Origin of the sequence: Pseudomonas sp. MBLB4123 (genome assembly GCF_051904775.1) — a bacterium.
Classification (GTDB): domain Bacteria; phylum Pseudomonadota; class Gammaproteobacteria; order Pseudomonadales; family Pseudomonadaceae; genus Aquipseudomonas; species Aquipseudomonas benzenivorans_B.
Map to the genome: position 1 here is coordinate 932,463 of NZ_CP196711.1, position 17,692 is coordinate 950,154.

The 17,692-nt window shown below is 66.4% G+C and carries 14 protein-coding genes; 8 read left to right on the forward strand and 6 right to left on the reverse strand.

Annotated elements, in window-relative coordinates; translation table 11 throughout:
- Positions 1-28: 28 nt before the first annotated feature.
- On the reverse strand, positions 29-847 hold the full coding sequence (gene ppsR / locus ACSX1C_RS04605; RefSeq protein WP_318641700.1) for a posphoenolpyruvate synthetase regulatory kinase/phosphorylase PpsR: 819 nt from the start codon (positions 845-847) through the stop codon (positions 29-31).
- A 180-nt stretch (positions 848-1,027) separates the two neighbouring features.
- On the opposite strand from ppsR, the gene ppsA reads away from it, so the two are divergent.
- From ppsA to ACSX1C_RS04645, 8 genes are all read left to right on the forward strand, one after another.
- Positions 1,028-3,400: a phosphoenolpyruvate synthase gene (ppsA, locus tag ACSX1C_RS04610; RefSeq protein ID WP_439888440.1), complete on the forward strand. Its 2,373-nt coding sequence runs from the start codon at positions 1,028-1,030 to the stop codon at positions 3,398-3,400.
- Between the two features lie 140 nt (positions 3,401-3,540).
- Positions 3,541-4,560: an alpha/beta fold hydrolase gene (locus tag ACSX1C_RS04615; RefSeq protein WP_439888441.1), complete on the forward strand. Its 1,020-nt coding sequence runs from the start codon at positions 3,541-3,543 to the stop codon at positions 4,558-4,560.
- A gap of 213 nt (positions 4,561-4,773) precedes the next feature.
- On the forward strand, positions 4,774-5,262 hold the full coding sequence (gene rraA / locus ACSX1C_RS04620) for a ribonuclease E activity regulator RraA (protein WP_439888442.1): 489 nt from the start codon (positions 4,774-4,776) through the stop codon (positions 5,260-5,262).
- Between the two features lie 31 nt (positions 5,263-5,293).
- Positions 5,294-6,289 carry a zinc transporter ZntB gene (locus ACSX1C_RS04625; protein ID WP_439888443.1) on the forward strand — a complete coding sequence of 332 codons (996 nt, stop codon included), beginning with the start codon at positions 5,294-5,296 and terminating at the stop codon, positions 6,287-6,289.
- A 54-nt stretch (positions 6,290-6,343) separates the two neighbouring features.
- Entirely contained in the window at positions 6,344-6,589 is a 246-nt protein-coding gene (locus ACSX1C_RS04630) for a CrfX protein (RefSeq protein ID WP_318641691.1), read from the forward strand.
- A 1-nt stretch (position 6,590) separates the two neighbouring features.
- Complete coding sequence (locus ACSX1C_RS04635) at positions 6,591-7,415, forward strand: mechanosensitive ion channel family protein (protein ID WP_439888444.1); 825 nt, start codon at positions 6,591-6,593, stop codon at positions 7,413-7,415.
- A 92-nt stretch (positions 7,416-7,507) separates the two neighbouring features.
- Positions 7,508-8,098, forward strand: coding sequence for an RNA polymerase sigma factor SigX (gene sigX, locus ACSX1C_RS04640; protein ID WP_318641687.1), 591 nt, complete (start codon positions 7,508-7,510; stop codon positions 8,096-8,098).
- A gap of 105 nt (positions 8,099-8,203) precedes the next feature.
- Entirely contained in the window at positions 8,204-9,184 is a 981-nt protein-coding gene (locus tag ACSX1C_RS04645; RefSeq protein ID WP_439888445.1) for an OmpA family protein, read from the forward strand.
- A 105-nt stretch (positions 9,185-9,289) separates the two neighbouring features.
- Here ACSX1C_RS04645 and cobA read toward each other — a convergent pair whose 3' ends face one another.
- From cobA to ACSX1C_RS04670, 5 genes are all read right to left on the reverse strand, one after another.
- Positions 9,290-10,027, reverse strand: coding sequence for a uroporphyrinogen-III C-methyltransferase (gene cobA, locus ACSX1C_RS04650; protein WP_439888446.1), 738 nt, complete (start codon positions 10,025-10,027; stop codon positions 9,290-9,292).
- A 10-nt stretch (positions 10,028-10,037) separates the two neighbouring features.
- Positions 10,038-12,758, reverse strand: a complete 2,721-nt coding sequence (locus tag ACSX1C_RS04655) for a nitrate reductase (protein ID WP_439888447.1) — start codon at positions 12,756-12,758, stop codon at positions 10,038-10,040.
- Between the two features lie 95 nt (positions 12,759-12,853).
- Positions 12,854-13,180: a nitrite reductase small subunit NirD gene (gene nirD, locus ACSX1C_RS04660; RefSeq protein WP_439888448.1), complete on the reverse strand. Its 327-nt coding sequence runs from the start codon at positions 13,178-13,180 to the stop codon at positions 12,854-12,856.
- Entirely contained in the window at positions 13,177-15,633 is a 2,457-nt protein-coding gene (gene nirB / locus ACSX1C_RS04665) for a nitrite reductase large subunit NirB (RefSeq protein WP_439888449.1), read from the reverse strand. The genes nirD and nirB overlap by 4 nt, the downstream gene beginning before the upstream one ends.
- Before the next feature lie 293 nt (positions 15,634-15,926).
- The gene (locus ACSX1C_RS04670; protein ID WP_439888450.1) at positions 15,927-17,594 is read right to left on the reverse strand and encodes a protein kinase domain-containing protein; all 1,668 of its coding nucleotides are present in this window, start codon (positions 17,592-17,594) and stop codon (positions 15,927-15,929) included.
- Positions 17,595-17,692: the final 98 nt, after the last annotated feature.

The window sequence follows — 17,692 nt, forward strand, 5'->3', positions numbered from 1 at the left end:
GCTCCGGCTTTTCCTGCTGGGGCGGGTTTTACTTGAGACGCCGCTCGACGCCTTTTTCCACCAGGATCTTCGCCGAGATCTCCTCCACCGAAAAATGCGTGGAGTTGATGAAGGCGATGTTCTCGCGGCGGAACAGGTTCTCCACCTCGCGCACCTCGAACTCGCACTGGGCGAAGCTGGCGTAGCGGCTGTTGGGCTTGCGTTCGTGGCGGATGGCGGTCAGGCGGTCCGGGTCGATGGTCAGGCCGAACAGCTTGTCCTTGTGCTTCTTCAGCGCCGCCGGCAGCTGCAGGCGCTCCATGTCGTCTTCGGTCAAGGGGTAGTTGGCCGCACGGATGCCGTACTGCATCGCCATGTACAGGCAGGTGGGGGTCTTGCCGCAGCGCGAGACGCCCACCAGGATCAGGTCGGCCTTGTCGTAGTAGTGGGTGCGCGCGCCATCGTCGTTGTCCAGGGCGAAGTTGACCGCCTCGATGCGCTCCATGTAGTTGGAGTTGTGCCCGATGGAATGGGACTTGCCCACCGAGTAGGAGGAGTGCGAACTCAGCTCCTGCTCCAGGGGGGCGAGAAAGGTGGAGAAGATGTCGATCATGAAGCCCTCGGACTGGGCCAGCACGTCGCGAATCTCCTGGTTGACGATGGTGTCGAAGATAATCGGTCGCACCCCGTCTTTCTCGGCAGCGCTATTGATCTGTAGTACCATGGCGCGCGCTTTTTCCACGCTGTCGATGTACGGCCGCGTGAGCTTGGTGAAACTGGTGGTTTCGAACTGCGCCAACAGGCTCTGACCCAGGGTTTCGGCGGTGATGCCGGTACCATCGGAGATGAAAAAAGCGGTTCGTTTCATTTGCGCCATGGGCCTTAAGCTGAGGACGATTCTTGGCTATCATAGGCCCGCTTTGGCTGGCCCGAATGGGGCGGCATTGTTACTTATTTTCCAGGGCCAGGCCACAATCGTGCGGATTCGCGCCGCCGAACTTTCCCAGCCCCTTGAGCTTTTCCAACACCAATAAGTGGAGAGATCACCTTGGTAGAGTACGTAGTTTCCCTCGATAAGCTCGGCGTCCACGATGTTGAGCACGTAGGGGGCAAGAACGCCTCCCTGGGCGAGATGATCAGCAACCTTGCCGGTGCCGGTGTCTCGGTTCCCGGTGGTTTCGCCACTACCGCCCAGGCCTACCGGGACTTTCTCGAGCAGAGCGGGCTGAACGCGCAGATCCACGCCGCACTCGATGCCCTGGATGTCGACGACGTCAACGCCCTGGCCAAGACCGGTGCACAGATTCGCCAGTGGGTGATGGACGCGCCGTTCCCGGCCGAGCTGGACACGCAGATCCGCCAGGCGTTCGCCGCCATGGCCAATGGCAACGACAACATGGCCGTCGCCGTGCGCTCCTCGGCCACCGCCGAAGACCTGCCGGATGCCTCCTTCGCCGGTCAGCAGGAAACCTTCCTCAATATCCGTGGCGTGGACAACGTGATCCGCGCCGCCAAGGAGGTGTTCGCCTCCCTGTTCAACGACCGCGCCATCGCCTACCGCGTGCACCAGGGCTTCGACCACAAGCTGGTCGCCCTGTCCGCCGGCGTGCAGCGCATGGTCCGCTCGGAGACCGGCACCGCCGGGGTGATGTTCACCCTCGACACCGAGTCGGGCTTCCGCGATGTGGTGTTCATCACCGGCGCCTACGGCCTGGGCGAGACCGTGGTGCAGGGGGCGGTCAACCCCGACGAGTTCTACGTGCACAAGCAGACCCTGGAGGCCGGTCGTCCGGCCATCCTGCGCCGCAACCTGGGCAGCAAGGCGATCAAGATGATCTACGGCGACGAAGCCAAGGCCGGCAAGTCGGTCAAGGTGGTCGACGTCGAACGCGCCGATCGCGCGCGCTTCTGCCTGTCCGACGCCGAGGTCAGCGAGCTGGCCAAGCAGGCCATGATCATCGAGAAGCACTATGGCCGGCCGATGGACATCGAGTGGGCCAAGGACGGCGACGACGGCAAGCTGTACATCGTCCAGGCCCGCCCGGAAACCGTGAAGAGCCGCGCCAGCGCCACCGTGATGGAGCGCTACCTGCTCAAGGAGACCGGCACCGTGCTGGTCGAGGGGCGCGCCATCGGCCAGAAGATCGGCGCCGGCAAGGTGCGGGTGATCAACGACATCGCCGAGATGGACAAGGTCCAGCCGGGCGACGTGCTGGTCTCCGACATGACCGACCCGGACTGGGAGCCGATCATGAAGCGTGCCAGCGCCATCGTCACCAACCGCGGCGGCCGTACCTGCCATGCGGCGATCATCGCCCGTGAGCTGGGCATCCCGGCCGTGGTCGGCTGCGGCAACGCCACCTCCGTGCTCAAGGACGGTCAGGGCGTAACCGTGTCCTGCGCCGAGGGCGACACCGGTTTCATCTTCGAGGGCGAGCTGGGCTTCGACGTGCGCAAGAACTCGGTCGACGCCATGCCCGAGCTGCCGTTCAAGATCATGATGAACGTCGGCAACCCCGATCGCGCCTTCGATTTCGCCCAGCTGCCCAACGAGGGCGTGGGCCTGGCGCGTCTGGAATTCATCATCAACCGCATGATCGGCGTGCACCCCAAGGCGCTGCTGAACTTCGCCGGCCTGCCGGCGGAGATCAAGGACAGTGTCGAGAAGCGCATCGCCGGTTACAACGATCCGGTCGAGTTCTACGTCGAGAAGCTGGTCGAAGGCATCAGCACCCTGGCCGCGGCCTTCTGGCCGAAGAAGGTCATCGTGCGCCTGTCGGACTTCAAGTCCAACGAATACGCCAACCTGATCGGCGGCAAGCTCTACGAACCGGAAGAAGAGAACCCGATGCTCGGCTTCCGCGGCGCCTCGCGCTACATCAGCGAGTCGTTCCGCGACTGCTTCGAGCTGGAGTGCCGCGCGCTGAAGAAGGTGCGCAACGAGATGGGCCTGACCAACGTCGAGATCATGGTGCCCTTCGTGCGCACCCTCGGCGAAGCCAGCCAGGTGGTCGAGCTGCTGGCGGAGAACGGCCTGGCCCGCGGTCAGGATGGCCTGAAGGTCATCATGATGTGCGAGCTGCCATCCAACGCCATTCTCGCCGAGGAATTCCTCGAGTTCTTCGACGGCTTCTCCATCGGCTCCAACGACCTGACCCAGCTGACCCTGGGCCTGGACCGCGACTCGGGCATCGTCGCGCACCTGTTCGACGAGCGTAATCCGGCGGTGAAGAAGCTGCTGGCCAACGCCATCGCCGCCTGCAACAAGGCCGGCAAGTACATCGGTATCTGTGGCCAGGGCCCCTCGGATCATCCGGATCTGGCCATGTGGCTGATGGAGCAGGGCATCGAGAGCGTCTCGCTCAACCCCGACTCGGTACTGGATACCTGGTTCTTCCTGGCCGAAGGTCAGCCAGCCTGATCTGCGGTTCACCACCTTGATCGAGGGCGGGTTATCCCGCCCTTTTTTGTGGCTTGCCATTCCCGGCCGCCACCCATCGGGCCGTCGCCAGGCGACGTGAAAAATTGCTCCCGGCAATTTTTTGTACCAGAGCGAAGTAGATGCAAAGCAGCAGTGAGCTTTTTCCCGTCGCCTTGATCGGCGCCGATATCCGGGGCGACCTGAGCGAGGATGTCTATCGCCTCAAGCCGGGCAGCAGCCCCGACCCCAGCGTCGAGCTGGCATTGACCCGTCTGGGCCGGTTCGACCAGCAAGGCGGGCGCGGTGTGCCGGTGATCCTGCTGCCGGGGAGTTTCTCCAACCGGCGTTTCTGGTATTCGCCCAAGGGTATCGGCCTGGGCCCCTACCTGGCACGCGCCGGTTACGATGTATGGATCGCCGAGATGCGCGGCCATGGCTTGTCGCCGCGCAACCGCGGCTATTCGCGCAACCGGGTCAGCGATTACGTGCGCTACGACCTGCCGGCGATCGCCGACTTCATCCATGAGCAGAACCCGCAGCCAGCCCACTGGCTGGGCCATTCCCTGGGCGGCATCACCCTGGCCGGCGCCTTGGGCGGGCGTTATCTGGACGAGGCCCGGGTGGCCTCGGCACTGCTGTTCGGCAGCCAGGTCAGCCGCATCTACTGGCCGTTGAAGCTGCCGCCGGTGGAGTGGGGGACGCGTCTGTTGCTGGGGCGCTTCTCGGTGCTGTCCGGTTCTCGCCTCGGCCGCGGGCCGGAGGACGAGCCGATCGGCCTGGCCCTGGAAAGCCTGCGCTGGCATGGCCTGTTCGGCCGTTTCGGCGATGCCGAGCGTGACTGGTGGGCGGGTCTTGGCGAGGTGCGAGTGCCGCTGCTGGCGGTGGCGGCCGTGGGAGACCGGCAGGACCCGGCCTGGGCCTGCCGCAAGTTACTGGAGCAGTGCGGCAGCGGGGTGCGGGAGTTTCTCTGTCTGGGCAAGCAGCACGGCTTCTCCGGTGATTTCGGCCATGTGGAAATGCTGGTCAGTAAGGCGGCGCAGGCCGAGGTGTGGCCGCTGGTCGAACACTGGCTGGGCAATGGCTCGTTGCAGGGCTCCGGTGCGCAAAGCATTGTCCTTGAGCCGCGCACGGGCATACCAACGGAACCCTCATCCGGTTAACATGTGACGCTGTACGCGCTTGCGGTCACTTTGTGCGGCCTGTGCGGCCACTATGTTCGTTGTTCTGGAGTCTTGGCCGAATCTCGAACAGGGCTCTCGCCCGGTCTTTCCGGTTCAGGCGCGCGAGCCGTTGCTGCGGGTCGCCGAGGGGCGCAACCTGTCGTTGGGCACCCGCTGTTCGCCCGACGTCCCATTCTTAAAAGGAGCTCAGCCATGCACTACATCACTCCCGATCTGTGTGACGCCTACCCCGAACTGGTGCAGGTGGTCGAACCCATGTTCAGCAACTTCGGTGGTCGCGACTCCTTCGGTGGGCAGATCGTCACGGTCAAGTGCTTCGAGGACAACTCGCGGGTCAAGGAGCTGGTCGAGCAGCCCGGCCAGGGCCGGGTGATGGTGGTCGATGGCGGCGCCTCGATGCGTCGCGCCCTGCTCGGCGACATGCTGGCGGAAAAGGCCGCGAAGAATGGTTGGGCGGGCATCGTGGTGTACGGCTGCGTGCGTGACGTCGACGTGCTGGCGCAGACCGACCTGGGCATCCAGGCACTGGCCAGCCACCCGATGAAGACCGACAAGCGCGGCATCGGCGACGTCGATGTGCCGGTGACCTTCGGTGGCGTGACCTTCCGCCCCGGCGAGTACCTCTATGCCGACAACAACGGCATCATCGTCGCGCCTAGCGCGCTGGAGATGCCGGAGTGAGGCGCTCGGCTCGCTGATCGGGAGGCAAGGGATGCAGGAGGAAGACAACGGGCAGCTGGGCCTGGTCCATGCGCTGGTGCTGGATGGTCGCGGCGGGGCACGATTCGTCACGCGCGAGGGGTTGACGGGTCTCGAGCTGGGCGAGGGCGAGAGCCTGTGGTTGCACTGGGACCGTAGCCACCCGCAGACCCGGCAGTGGTTGCGGCAGGACAGCGGCCTGAGCGAGTTCGCCTGCGACCTGCTGCTGGAAGAGAACACCCGCCCACGCCTGCTGCCGCTGCCCGACCAGGGGTTGTTGCTGTTCTTGCGCGGGGTCAATCTCAACCCGGGGGCCGAGCCCGAGGACATGGTCTCGGTGCGCATCCACGCCGATGCGCGCCGGGTCGTTTCCCTGCGCTTGCGCCCCCTGCGCGCCAGCGAAGACCTGATCCGCGACCTGCAGGCCGGCAAGGGGCCGAAGACCTCCTCGGAACTGATCCTCAGCCTCGCCGATTATCTGACCGACAAGATCGACGGCCTGGTCGCCGAGCTGGCCGAGCGGGTCGATGAGCAGGAAGAGCGGATCGACGCCGACGAGCGTCTGTTACCGGACCATGACCTGTTGCTGCAGATGCGCCGCCGTGCCGCCGGCCTGCGCCGCTTCCTGGCGCCGCAGCGGGAGATCTACGCCCAGCTGGCGCGTAACCAGCAGCCCTGGTTTCTGGCCGACGACAGCGACTACTGGAACGAGCTGAACAACCGCCTGACCCGCTATCTGGAAGAGCTGGAGCTCAGTCGCGAACGGGTCGACCTGGTGCTGGATGCGGAGAAGCGACGCATGGACGAACGGATGAACCGCATCATGTACCGCTTCAGCATCATCACCATGGTGTTCCTGCCGATGAGTTTCCTCACCGGCCTGCTGGGCATCAACGTCGGCGGCATGCCCGGGGCCGACAGCCCGCTGGGCTTCGTCATCGCCTGCCTGGCCATGTCGGCCATCGGCCTCGGCCAGTGGTGGCTATTCCGTCGCTGGCGCTGGCTCTGATGTGACCCAGTGACCGCTGCTCTCGTCTAGCCGAGACGTCCTGTGAGGTGCGTCATGCACGATCCATTCGAAGAATCCCTGCGCGATTTGCTCAAGTCCCCGGTGTCCGATCACGACGATGACGCCTGCCTGCACCGCGTGCTGAAGACCGCCAACCGCCAGGTCGGCGCGGGGGACTTGTTCAGCCTGATGGGACATTGGCTCGAAGCCCTGATGATCGCCCTGAATAGCGGTTCGGCGCATGTCGCGCCGGTCTCGCGCCGCCACTCTTCTTCTCGTTCTACTGATAAGGCTGACTGAAATGGAACTCGATCCCTGGACCCAAAGCCTGATTGCCGCGATGACTGCCCTCTGGACCAAGGTCGCCGGCTTCATTCCGAACCTGTTCGTGGCCTTGATCCTGGTGCTGCTCGGTTTCGTGGTGGCCAAGCTGCTCGACACCCTGCTGTCCAAACTGCTCGGCAAGCTCGGCCTGGATCGGCTGATGGCCGGCACCGGCCTGACCAAGCTGCTCGGCCGCGGTGGCATCCAGGTGCCGGTGTCGACCCTGATCGGCAAGATCGTCTACTGGTTCGTGTTGCTGATCTTCCTGGTGTCGGCCGCCGAGTCCCTCGGTCTGGAACGGGTGTCGGCGACCCTCGACGTGCTGGCGTTGTACCTGCCCAAGGTCTTCGGCGCGGCCCTGGTGCTGGTCGCCGGCGTGCTCCTGGCCCATCTGGTCAGCGGTCTGGTGCGCGGCGCGGCCGAGGGCGTCGGCCTGGATTACGCCCATGGCCTGGGGCGTATCGCCCAGGGCCTGGTGATCATCATCAGCATCTCCGTGGCCATCGGCCAGCTGGAGGTCAAGACCGACCTGCTCAACAACGTCATCGCCATCGTGCTGATCTCGGTCGGGCTGGCCGTGGCCCTGGCGTTGGGGCTGGGCAGCCGGGAGATCGCCGGGCAGATACTCGCCGGCATCTACGTGCGAGAGTTGTATCAGGTCGGGCAACAAGTGCAGATCGGCGAGGTCGAAGGGCAGATCGAGGAAATTGGCACGGTCAAGACCATCCTGCTGACCGACTCCGGCGAATTGGTCTCGGTGGCCAACCGAGCCCTGCTCGAGCAACGGGTAAGCAGCCGCTAACGCGCCAATCCCTGCTAATGTATGCCGCCGTACCTGCCGCCTGAAGCATCAGGCGCTGGCGGCTTGTGTCCCGACTGTCGGCCCGACCCGTTTTGAATAAAGCCCAACCGTTGTCCATGCGATACGACCCCCGCGAGCTCTCGGACGAGGAGCTGGTGGCGCGGGCGCATGGCGAGTTGTTTCACGTCACCCGTGCCTATGAAGAGCTGATGCGGCGTTATCAGCGCACCCTGTTCAACGTGTGCGCGCGCTATCTGGGCAATGATCGCGATGCGGACGATGTCTGCCAGGAGGTCATGCTCAAGGTTCTCTACGGTCTGAAGAACTTCGAGGGCAAGTCCAAGTTCAAGACCTGGCTGTACAGCATTACCTATAACGAGTGCATCACCCAGTACCGCAAGGAGCGGCGCAAGCGCCGTTTGATGGATGCCCTGAGTCTCGATCCTCTGGAGGAGGCGTCGGAAGAGAAGACGCCGAAGGTCGAGGACCGCGGGGGGCTGGACCGCTGGCTGGTGCATGTGAACCCGATCGATCGGGAAATCCTGGTGCTACGTTTTGTCGCAGAGCTGGAGTTCCAGGAGATCGCCGACATCATGCACATGGGCCTGAGTGCCACGAAAATGCGCTACAAGCGCGCACTGGATCGATTGCGTGAGAAGTTTGCCGGCGACACCGAAAGTTAGTTCGGGGCAGCTCTCTCTGGCGCAGCAATCGTTCTGCTAAACTCGCCGCCGTTTTGCGTGTCTACCTGCACGCAATTCAATCAATCACCATGTGGGGATTTACGGATGAAACTGAAAAACACCTTAGGCGTAGTCATTGGCTCTCTCGTTGCCGCCTCTTGCATGAGCGCGCTGGCTCAGGGCCAAGGCGCAGTCGAGGTGGAAGCTTTCGGCAAGCGTTACATGACCGACAGCTCTCGCGACCTGTCCAACGGCAATCTGTTTGGTGGCTCTGTAGGCTACTACCTGACCGATGACGTCGAACTGGCCCTGTCGTATGGCGAATATCACGATATTCGTTCGGAAAACGGAACCGGTAACAAGAACATCAAGGGCAACCTGGCCGGCCTGGATGCCATCTACCACTTCGGTGAGCAGGGCATCGGCCTGCGTCCCTACGTGTCTGCTGGCTTCGCCCACCAGAACATCAGCAACGTGCCGGCGCGCACCGGCCGTGATCACTCCACCTTCGCCAACGTCGGCACCGGCGTGAAGTATTTCTTCACCGAGAACCTCTTCGCCCGTGCCGGCCTGGATGGCATGTACAACATCGACGCCAACGAAACCGAGTGGGCCGCTGGTCTGGGTGTCGGCATGAACTTCGGCGGCAGCAGCAAGCCGGCTCCGGCGCCTGCGCCGGTCGCCGCCGTGCAGCCGGTTGCCGAGCCGGTTCAGGCCGAAGAACCGATGGAAATGGTACGTGTCGAGCTGGACGTTAAGTTCGACTTCGACAAGGCCAACGTCAAGCAAGAGAGCTATGGCGACATCAAGAACCTGGCCGACTTCATGAACCAGTACCCGCAGACCACCACCACGGTCGAAGGTCACACCGACGCCAAGGGCAGCGACGCTTACAACCAGAAGCTGTCCGAGCGTCGTGCCAACGCCGTTCGTGAAGTGCTGGTCAACCAGTACGGCGTGTCGGGCGAGCGCGTCAACGCCGTCGGTTACGGCGAGAGCCGTCCGGTGGCCGACAACGCCAGCGATGCCGGCCGCGCCATCAACCGCCGCGTGGAAGCCGAAGTGGAAGCCCAGATCAAGCAGTGATCGAGGCTAAGCTTCAGGAAAAACCCGGCTTCGGCCGGGTTTTTCTTTGCCCAGAAAAAAGCCCGGCCGAAGCCGGGCAGGAACAACTTCGCAGGAGCGAAGCGGTTAGGCACTGATCGCCAGCTGGAGGGCTTGCGGTTCGGCGGCGACCTCGCCGATCACCAGGATCGCCGGGCTCTTGAGTCGAAAGGACAGGGCATCGTGCTGCATGGCGGCCAGGCTGCTGCGGCAGTCGCGCTGCTGCGGCAGCGAGGCGTTCTCGATCATCGCCACCGGCATGTCCGCGCGCATGCCGCCGGCCAGCAGGCCGTCGCGGATATCCGCCAGCTTGGCCACGCCCATGTACACCACCAGGGTGGTGCCGCTTTGCGCCAGGGCCGGCCAGTTCAGCGTGCTGTCGTCCTGGGTGTGGGCGGTGACCAGGGTCACGCCGCGGGCCACGCCGCGCAGGGTCAGGGGGATGCCGCACTGGGTGGCGCCGGCCAGGCCGGCGGTGATGCCGTTGACCAGCTCCACCTCGATGCCGTGGCCGCTCAGCCAGGCGGCCTCCTCGCTACCGCGGCCGAAGATGCAGGGGTCCCCGCCCTTGAGACGCACCACGCACTTGCCCTGGCGCGCGTAGCGCAGCATCAGGCGGTGGATGAAGGCCTGGGGCGTGGAGCGGCAACCGCCGCGCTTGCCCACCGGCACCACCCGGGCGCCCGGGCAGTGCTCCAGCACGGCTGGGTTGACTAGGTCGTCGATCATCACGATCTCGGCCTGGCCCAAGGCCTTCACCGCCTTGAGGGTCAGCAGCTCCGGGTCGCCGGGACCCGCGCCTACCAGCCAGACTTTTGCGCTCATATTCATCACCTCAGGCGTTCGCGGCGGCGGACAGGGGTGCCGCCAGCAGTCGTTTGATTTCCGGTACACAGGAGCCACAGCTGGTGCCGCACTTGAGCTCCTGCTTGAGACCGTCCAGGTCCAGGCCACGGGCGATGCCGGCGCAGACCGCGGCCTCGCTCACATCCAGGCAGTTGCACAGGGTCTTGCCGGCCTTGGCCGCGGCGGCATTGCCGGGGGGCGTGGCCAGCGGCGCCAGCAGCCAGCGGCGCAGGTCGGCGTCGGCCTGGCCCTTGCTCCACAGGCTCTTGAGCCAGTCGCGGGCGGCGGTTTCGCCGGCCAGGCGGATGGCGGTGATGCGCCCGTCCTCGATGCGCACGCGCTTGCCGACGGTGCGCCGCGGGTCGTCGTAGGCCAGTACCGGACCTTCGACGACATCCAGCAGCGCATCGATCCGCGCCAGCAGCGCCGGCTCAGGTGCCACCGCGCTGGCGGCGCGGATCAGCAGGGCGGGGCGCTCGCGGCCGGTGAGGCACAGGCTGGCGTAGGCGAAGCCGTCGAACAGCGGGCGCAGAGCGGCGAAGCGCTGCTGCACATCGCCCTCGACCAGGGCGAACAGCTGCCAGGGCAGCTCGGCCTTGTCCACCTCGATGCCGGCGTGCTTGAGTTCCGGTTGCTTGGACAGCGGGTCGAAGGCCGGCAGGGTCAGCACGTTGGTGCCCAGGCCCTTGAGGAAACGGTCGCCCCAGTGCATCGGCAGGTAGGCCTGGCCGGAGCGCACCGCGTCGTCGGCCTGGATCGGCAGGATCAGGCTGCCGCGGCGGCTGCGCAGCTTGACCAGGTCGCCGGCCTGCAGGCGGCGGCGGCGTAGTTCGTCCGGGTGCAGGCTGAGCACGGCTTCGGGAGCGTGGCCGAACAGCCGCGCGGCGGTGCCGGTGCGGCTCATGCCATGCCACTGGTCGCGCAGGCGGCCGGTGTTGAGGGTCAGCGGGAAGCGCGCCTCGCGCTTCTCCTTGGGCGCACGGTAGGGGTCGGCATGGAAGCGTGCGCGGCCGTTGTCGGTGGCAAAGCGCCCGTCGCCGTACAGCCGTGGGGTGCCCTGGCGGGCGCCGGCCGGGAAGGGCCACTGCTGGGGACCCAGCTGATCGATCAGCGCGTAGGACAGTCCGGTCAGGTCGAGGTCGCGCCCCCGGGTCAGCTGCTTGTATTCCTCGAACAGCGCCTCGGGGCCGTCGAAGGCGAACAGGCTCGGCTGGCCCGGACGCAGGGATGGTTCCAGGCGACGGGCGAAGTCGCTGGTGATCGCCCAGTCCGGCCGCGCCTGCCCCGGCGCCGGCACGGCGCGGCGCACATGGCTGACGCGGCGCTCGGAGTTGGTCACGCTGCCTTCCTTCTCGCCCCAGCTGGCGGCGGGCAGCAGCAGGTCGGCGTACTGGCAGGTCTCGGTGGTGAAGAACGCCTCCTGCACGACGACGAAGGGGCAGGCGGCCAGGGCCTCGTGCACCTTGTTCTGGTCAGGCAGCGATTGCGCCGGGTTGGTGCAAGCGATCCACAGCGCCTTGATGGTGCCGGCGCGCACCGCCTCGAACAGCTCGATGGCAGTCAGGCCGGTGCTGTGCGGCAGGGCGTCGACGCCCCAGTAGCCGGCCACCTCGGCGCGGTGTTCGGGGTTGGCCGCGTCGCGGTGGCCGGGCAGAAGGTTGGCCAGGCTGCCGGTCTCGCGTCCGCCCATGGCGTTGGGCTGGCCGGTCAGGGAGAAGGGCCCGGCGCCGGGCCGGCCTATCTGCCCGGTGGCCAGGTGCAGGTTGATCAGCGCGCTGTTCTTCGCGCTGCCTGCGCTGGACTGGTTCAGGCCCATGCACCACAGCGAGAGGAAGGAGGGAGCGGTGCCGATCAGCTCGGCGCAGGCCTGCAGCTGCTCCAGGGAGATGCCGCAGATCTCCGCCACCGTGCCCGGGGTGTAGTCGCGCACCAGCTTCTTCAGGGCGTCGAAGCCCTCGGTGTGGGCTTCGATAAAGCGCCGGTCGATCCAGCCTTCCCACATCAGGATGTGCAGGATGCCGTGGAACAGCGCCACGTCGGTGCCCGGCAGGATGGCCAGGTGCAGGTCGGCCAGCTCGCAGGTGTCGGTGCGCCGCGGGTCGATGACGATGACCTTCATCTCCGGGCGCCTGGCCTTGGCTTCCTCCAGGCGGCGAAACAGCACCGGGTGGGCGTAGGCCATGTTGCTGCCGGCGATCAGCAGGCAGTCGCTCTGCTCGATGTCCTCGTAGCTGCAGGGCGGCGCGTCGGCGCCGAGGCTGCGCTTGTAGCCGACCACCGCGCTGGACATGCATAGGCGCGAGTTGGAGTCCAGGTTGTTGGTGCCGACCAGGGCCCGGGCCAGCTTGTTGAAGGCGTAGTAGTCCTCGGTCAGCAGCTGGCCGGAGATGTAGAAGGCCACGCTGTCCGGGCCGTGCTCGCGGATGGTCTCGGCGAACACGCTGGCGGCGTGGTCCAGGGCGCTGTCCCAGTCCGTGCGGCTACGGGCCAGGCCCTTGCCCAGGCGCAGCTCGGGATACAGGCCGCGGGCGTCGAGGTCGCCGGTCAGGTGCAGGCTCGCGCCCTTGCTGCACAGCTTGCCGTAGTTGGCCGGGTGGCTGGGATCGCCCGCGACGCCGAGGATCTTCTCGCCGTCGTGTTCGATCAGCACGCCACAGCCGACGCCACAGTAGCAGCAGGTCGAGGCGGTGATCTGGTTGGTGCTGGCCATGGTTCGGGGCTCCTACAGGCGTGGGGTGGACGACGCTGTGCGGGTCCACCGGTACGTGGCGGTGGAAAAGCCCGTGGCGTTTTCCACCCTGCGGCTCACGCGCACTCTTTCGCGGTATTCAGGGACAGCAGCACCCGGCCGTTCTCGACCTTGGCCTGATGCCGGTGGGCGCAGCCGACATCCGGGGCCACCGCCTCGCCGCTGGCCAGCTCGATCTGCCAGTTGTGCAGCGGGCAGGCCACGCGCTTGCCGTAGATCAGGCCCTGGGACAGCGGCCCGCCCTTGTGCGGGCAGCGGTCGTCCAGGGCGAACACCTCGTCGCCTGCGGTACGGAAGATGGCGATGTCACCCTTGGGCCCTCCGATGATGCGCGAACCCAATACGTTGATCTCGTCCAGGGCGCAGATATCCAGCCAGTTCATACGGAGGCCTCCTCGAGCTGCACGACAGTGATGCGGTCGAACTCTTTCTTCAGGTTCGGGGTTTCGATGCGCTCCTTCCACGGGTCCTGCTCGAAGGACAGCGCGTACTGCAGGCGGGCATTGAGCGCCTTGCGGTTGTCGGCGTCCTCGAGCACGGCCTTCTTGATGTGCTCCATGCCCACGCGCTGCAGGTAGTGCACGGTGCGCTCCAGGTAGAAGGCTTCCTCGCGATAGAGTTGGAGGAAGGCGCCGTTGTACTCGCGCACCTCCTCGGCGGTCTTGAGCTTGACGAAGAACTCCGCGACCTCGGTCTTGATGCCGCCGTTGCCGCCGATGTACATCTCGAAACCCGAGTCCACGCCGATGATGCCGACGTCCTTGATGCCGGCCTCGGCGCAGTTGCGCGGGCAACCGGAGACCGCCAGCTTGACCTTGTGCGGCGACCACATGTTGAACAGGTCGTGCTCCAGGTCGATGCCCAGCTGGGTCGAGTTCTGCGTGCCGAAGCGGCAGAACTCGCTGCCCACGCAGGTCTTCACGGTGCGGATGGACTTGCCGTAGGCGTGGCCGGAAGGCATGTCCAGCTCCTTCCACACCGCCGGCAGGTCGTCCTTCTTGATGCCCAGCAGGTCGATGCGCTGGCCGCCGGTGACCTTGACCATGGGCACCTGGTACTTGTCGGCCACGTCGGCGATGCGGCGCAGCTCGGAGGGGTTGGTGACCCCGCCCCACATGCGCGGCACCACCGAGTAGGTGCCGTCCTTCTGGATGTTGGCGTGGGCGCGCTCGTTGATCAGGCGCGACTGCGGGTCGTCCTTGGCCTCGCCCGGCCAGGTGGAGATCAGGTAATAGTTCAGCGCCGGGCGGCAGGTGGCGCAGCCGTTGGGCGTGCTCCAGTTCATGAAGGCCATGGCCTGGCTGAGGCTGGTCAGGTGCTGCTCGCGGATGGTCTTGCGGATCTGCCCGTGGTTGAAGTCGCTGCAGCCGCAGATGGCCTTCTCGCTCTTGGGTTTGACGTCGGCGGCACCGCCGACGGTGCTGATCAGGATCTGCTCGACCAATCCTGCGCAGGAGCCGCAGGAGCTGGCGGCCTTGGTGTGCTTCTTGACCTCGTCGACCGAGAACAAGCCGTTCTCCTGGATGGCCTTGACGATAGTGCCTTTGCACACGCCGTTGCAGCCGCACACCTCCATGCTGTCGGGCATATTGGCGGTCTTGTCGGCGCCCTGGTGGCCGACGTCGCCGATGGCGTTCTCGCCGAACATCAGGTGGTCGCGGATCTCGCTGACGTTGTGGTTCTCGCGGATCTGCCGGAAGTACCAGCCGCCGTCGGCGGTGTCGCCGTACAGGCAGGCGCCGACCAGCACGTCGTCCTTGATCACCAGCTTCTTGTACACGCCGCCGATGGGGTCGGACAGGGTGATGGTCTCCGTCCCCTCGGCGCCCATGAATTCGCCGGCGGAGAACAGGTCGATGCCGGTGACCTTGAGCTTGGTCGAGGTCACCGAGCCCTGGTAGCGGGAGAAACCGAGCTGGGCCAGGTGGTTGGCGCAGACCTTGGCCTGCTCGAACAGCGGCGCCACCAGGCCGTAGGCGATGCCGCGGTGGCTGGCGCATTCGCCGATGGCGTAGACCCGCGGGTCGAAGGTCTGCAGGGTGTCGTCGACCAGGATGCCGCGGTTGCAGGCGATCCCGGCCTTCTCCGCCAGCTCGGTGTTGGGGCGGATGCCGGCGGCCATCACCACCAGGTCGGCGGGGATCACCTCGCCGTCCTTGAACTTCACCGCGCAGACTCGGCCTTCGCCGTTGTCCAGCAGCTCGGCGGTGTGCTTGGGCAGGAGGAACTTCAGGCCGCGGTCCTCCAGCGACTGCTGCAGCAGGTCGCCGGCGGTGCGGTCGAGCTGGCGTTCCAGCAGCCAGTCGCCCAGGTGTACCACGGTGACGTCCATGCCACGCAGCTTGAGGCCGTTGGCGGCCTCCAGGCCGAGCAGGCCGCCGCCGATCACCACCGCGTGCTTGTGGGTCTTGGCGGTGTCCATCATGGTCTGGGTGTCGGCGATGTCGCGGTAGCCGATCACCCCGTCCAGGTCCTTGCCGGGAATCGGCAGGATGAAGGGGTTGGAGCCGGTGGCGATGAGCAGGCGGTCGTACTCGGCCTCGCTGCCGTCCTCGGCGATGACCAGGCGGCGCTTGCGGTCGATCTCCACGACCTTGCGGCCCAGGCGCAGGTCGATGCCGTTGTCGGCGTACCAGGCCAGATCGTTGAGGACGATCTCCTCGAAGCTCTGCTCGCCGGCCAGCACCGGCGAGAGCAGGATGCGGTTGTAGTTCGGGTGGGGTTCGGCACCGAACACGGTGATGTCGTAGAGGTCGGGGGCGAGCTTGAGCAGCTCTTCGAGCGTCCGCACTCCGGCCATGCCGTTACCGATCATTACCAGCTTGAGTTTCTTCATGGTTCCTCACCGTCCTGCATCACCGGAAAACAAAAAAGGCGTCCCGCCAGTCACCTAGCGAGGACGCCTTTGTCCAAGTCCCGTTCTCTCGGGAAGTGCGCTCTTCTACGTTGAAGCGCGCACCTTATTTAATTTGTATGAGTGCTTTAGCAGGCTCTGTGCCAACTCTGGCGTATGGCCGGTTCACGGGGGTTCTGGCGGTTCCAGGGAAGGCGCCGGGCGCGGCATGGGGCCGGCTGCGCACCTGTTTAAGGCGAGTTGCGCCCTTATGGTGCATGGTTGGGCGGCTGCGCCTAGTTGAGCAGCAGTACCAGCAGGGCCAGGTTGAGCAGCAGGGAGCACAACGCCACGCTGCGCCAGACCAGCAGCGGCTCACGCTCCAGCAGCGGCCTGGGCCGGATGCTCAAGGCCTGGCGCTCGCCCTGTTCCAGGGCCAGCAGCCATTCCTCGGCGGTCTCGAAGCGCTGCTGCGGGTCGGCGCTGACCGCGCGGTTGAGGCTCTCGTCCAGCCAGCTCGGCAGGTCGGGGCGGTAGCGGCTGGCCGGAGTCGGGCTGCCGAAGCGCGGGTGCTGGAAGGCCTCGATCTCGCCATGGGGGTAGTGGCCGGTGAGCAGGTGATAGAGGGTCACGCCCGCTGCGTAGAGGTCCTGGCGGGCGCTGGGCGGGCTGCCGGCGAAGGCCTCGGGGGCGATGTAGCTGGGGGTGCCGGGCAGGCTGCCGCTCTCGTCCTGGGACAGCCCCGGGCAGTAGGCCAGGCCGAAGTCCAGCAGGCGCAGCTCGCCGTCATCGCCCCACAGCAGGTTCTCCGGCTTGATGTCGCGATGCAGGATGTTGCGCCGGTGCAGCAGGCCCAAGGCCTTGAGCAGGCGCGGGGCGATATCCAGCCACTCCGGCAGCGGCAGCGGTCCGGACAGGCGCAGGTGTTCGGCCAGGGTCTGGCCGGCGTACTCGCGCTGCAGGTAGTACAGGTGCTGGCGCTGCGGCAGCGGATGGACCTCGGCGAAGTGGCGGCCGGCTACGCGGCGCAGGAACCATTCCTCGAGCAGCAGGGCCGGGCCGGCCTGGGGTTCGTCGGCGCGGCCGGGCGGCAGGGTCTTGAGCAGCCAGCGCCGCGCCTGGCCGTCGCGCACCCGGTAGACCAGGGACTGGCGCGACTCGGCCAGCAGGCGTTCCACCTGCCAGCCCTCGAAGGCCTGGCCATCGCGCAGCCTAGGTGGCAGTGGCCAGTGCGCGAGCTGGGCCAGGGTGTCGGCCAGGGCGCTTTCCGGCAGGGCCTCGACCCTGACCAGCAGGGCGCTGGCGTTGTCCTGACTGCCGGCCAGGTGGGCGGCGCTGACCAGGGCGCGGCAGGCCGCGGCCGGGTCCGGCTCGTCGTGCAGGATGCGCTGGATGCCCCCATCGCCGAGCACCGCCCAGACGCCGTCGCTGACCAGCAGGAAGCTGTCGCCCTGGCGCAGCTCGCCGTCCAGGTAGTCCACCACCAGGTGCTGGTCCAGGCCCAGGGCGCGCTTGAGCACATGTTGCATGCCCGGCTGCTCCCACACGTGGTCCTCGCTGAGGCGCTCCAGCTCGCCGGCGTGCCAGCGATAGGCGCGGCAGTCGCCGACGTGGGCCAGGGTGAAGCGGCGGCCACGCAGGACCAGGGCGCTGAGGGTGGTGAGCAGTGGCTGGCCGCCGCCATTCGCCTGCAGCCAGCGGTTGTGGGCCACCAGCAGGCGATCCAGCGACTGCGCCACGGCCCAGGTCTCCGGGGTGGCGTAGTAATCCAGGGCCAGCGCCTGCAGCGTCGCGCGGGCGGCCAGGCCGCCGTCGGCACACTGGCTGACGCCGTCGGCCAGGGCGAACAGGTAGCCCTTGCTCGCGGCCAGGGCCGGTGCCGGGGTGACCACCCGCAGGGCGTCCTGGTTCTCTTCCCGGGGGCCGGTGGCGGTCGCTTCGCCGAAGGTCAATTGCAGGGCCATCATGGCTGTCCTGTTGGGGGAGGACTGAGGCAAAGACGGGGCCGGGGCACGGATGCCGGGGGGCGGCCGTCGCCGGCCTTCCCCATCTCGCCTGACCA

Bases quoted from the DNA above. Each gene is read 5' to 3' on its own strand.
- ACSX1C_RS04670 (WP_439888450.1), bottom strand. From the start codon at position 17,594: ATGGCCCTGCAATTGACCTTCGGCGAAGCGACCGCCACCGGCCCCCGG.
- ACSX1C_RS04625 (WP_439888443.1), top strand. From the start codon at position 5,294: ATGCAGGAGGAAGACAACGGGCAGCTGGGCCTGGTCCATGCGCTGGTG.
- cobA (WP_439888446.1), bottom strand. From the start codon at position 10,027: ATGAGCGCAAAAGTCTGGCTGGTAGGCGCGGGTCCCGGCGACCCGGAG.
- ppsR (WP_318641700.1), bottom strand. From the start codon at position 847: ATGAAACGAACCGCTTTTTTCATCTCCGATGGTACCGGCATCACCGCC.
- ACSX1C_RS04655 (WP_439888447.1), bottom strand. From the start codon at position 12,758: ATGGCCAGCACCAACCAGATCACCGCCTCGACCTGCTGCTACTGTGGC.
- ACSX1C_RS04645 (WP_439888445.1), top strand. From the start codon at position 8,204: ATGAAACTGAAAAACACCTTAGGCGTAGTCATTGGCTCTCTCGTTGCC.
- nirD (WP_439888448.1), bottom strand. From the start codon at position 13,180: ATGAACTGGCTGGATATCTGCGCCCTGGACGAGATCAACGTATTGGGT.
- ACSX1C_RS04635 (WP_439888444.1), top strand. From the start codon at position 6,591: ATGGAACTCGATCCCTGGACCCAAAGCCTGATTGCCGCGATGACTGCC.
- rraA (WP_439888442.1), top strand. From the start codon at position 4,774: ATGCACTACATCACTCCCGATCTGTGTGACGCCTACCCCGAACTGGTG.
- nirB (WP_439888449.1), bottom strand. From the start codon at position 15,633: ATGAAGAAACTCAAGCTGGTAATGATCGGTAACGGCATGGCCGGAGTG.
- ACSX1C_RS04630 (WP_318641691.1), top strand. From the start codon at position 6,344: ATGCACGATCCATTCGAAGAATCCCTGCGCGATTTGCTCAAGTCCCCG.
- ACSX1C_RS04615 (WP_439888441.1), top strand. From the start codon at position 3,541: ATGCAAAGCAGCAGTGAGCTTTTTCCCGTCGCCTTGATCGGCGCCGAT.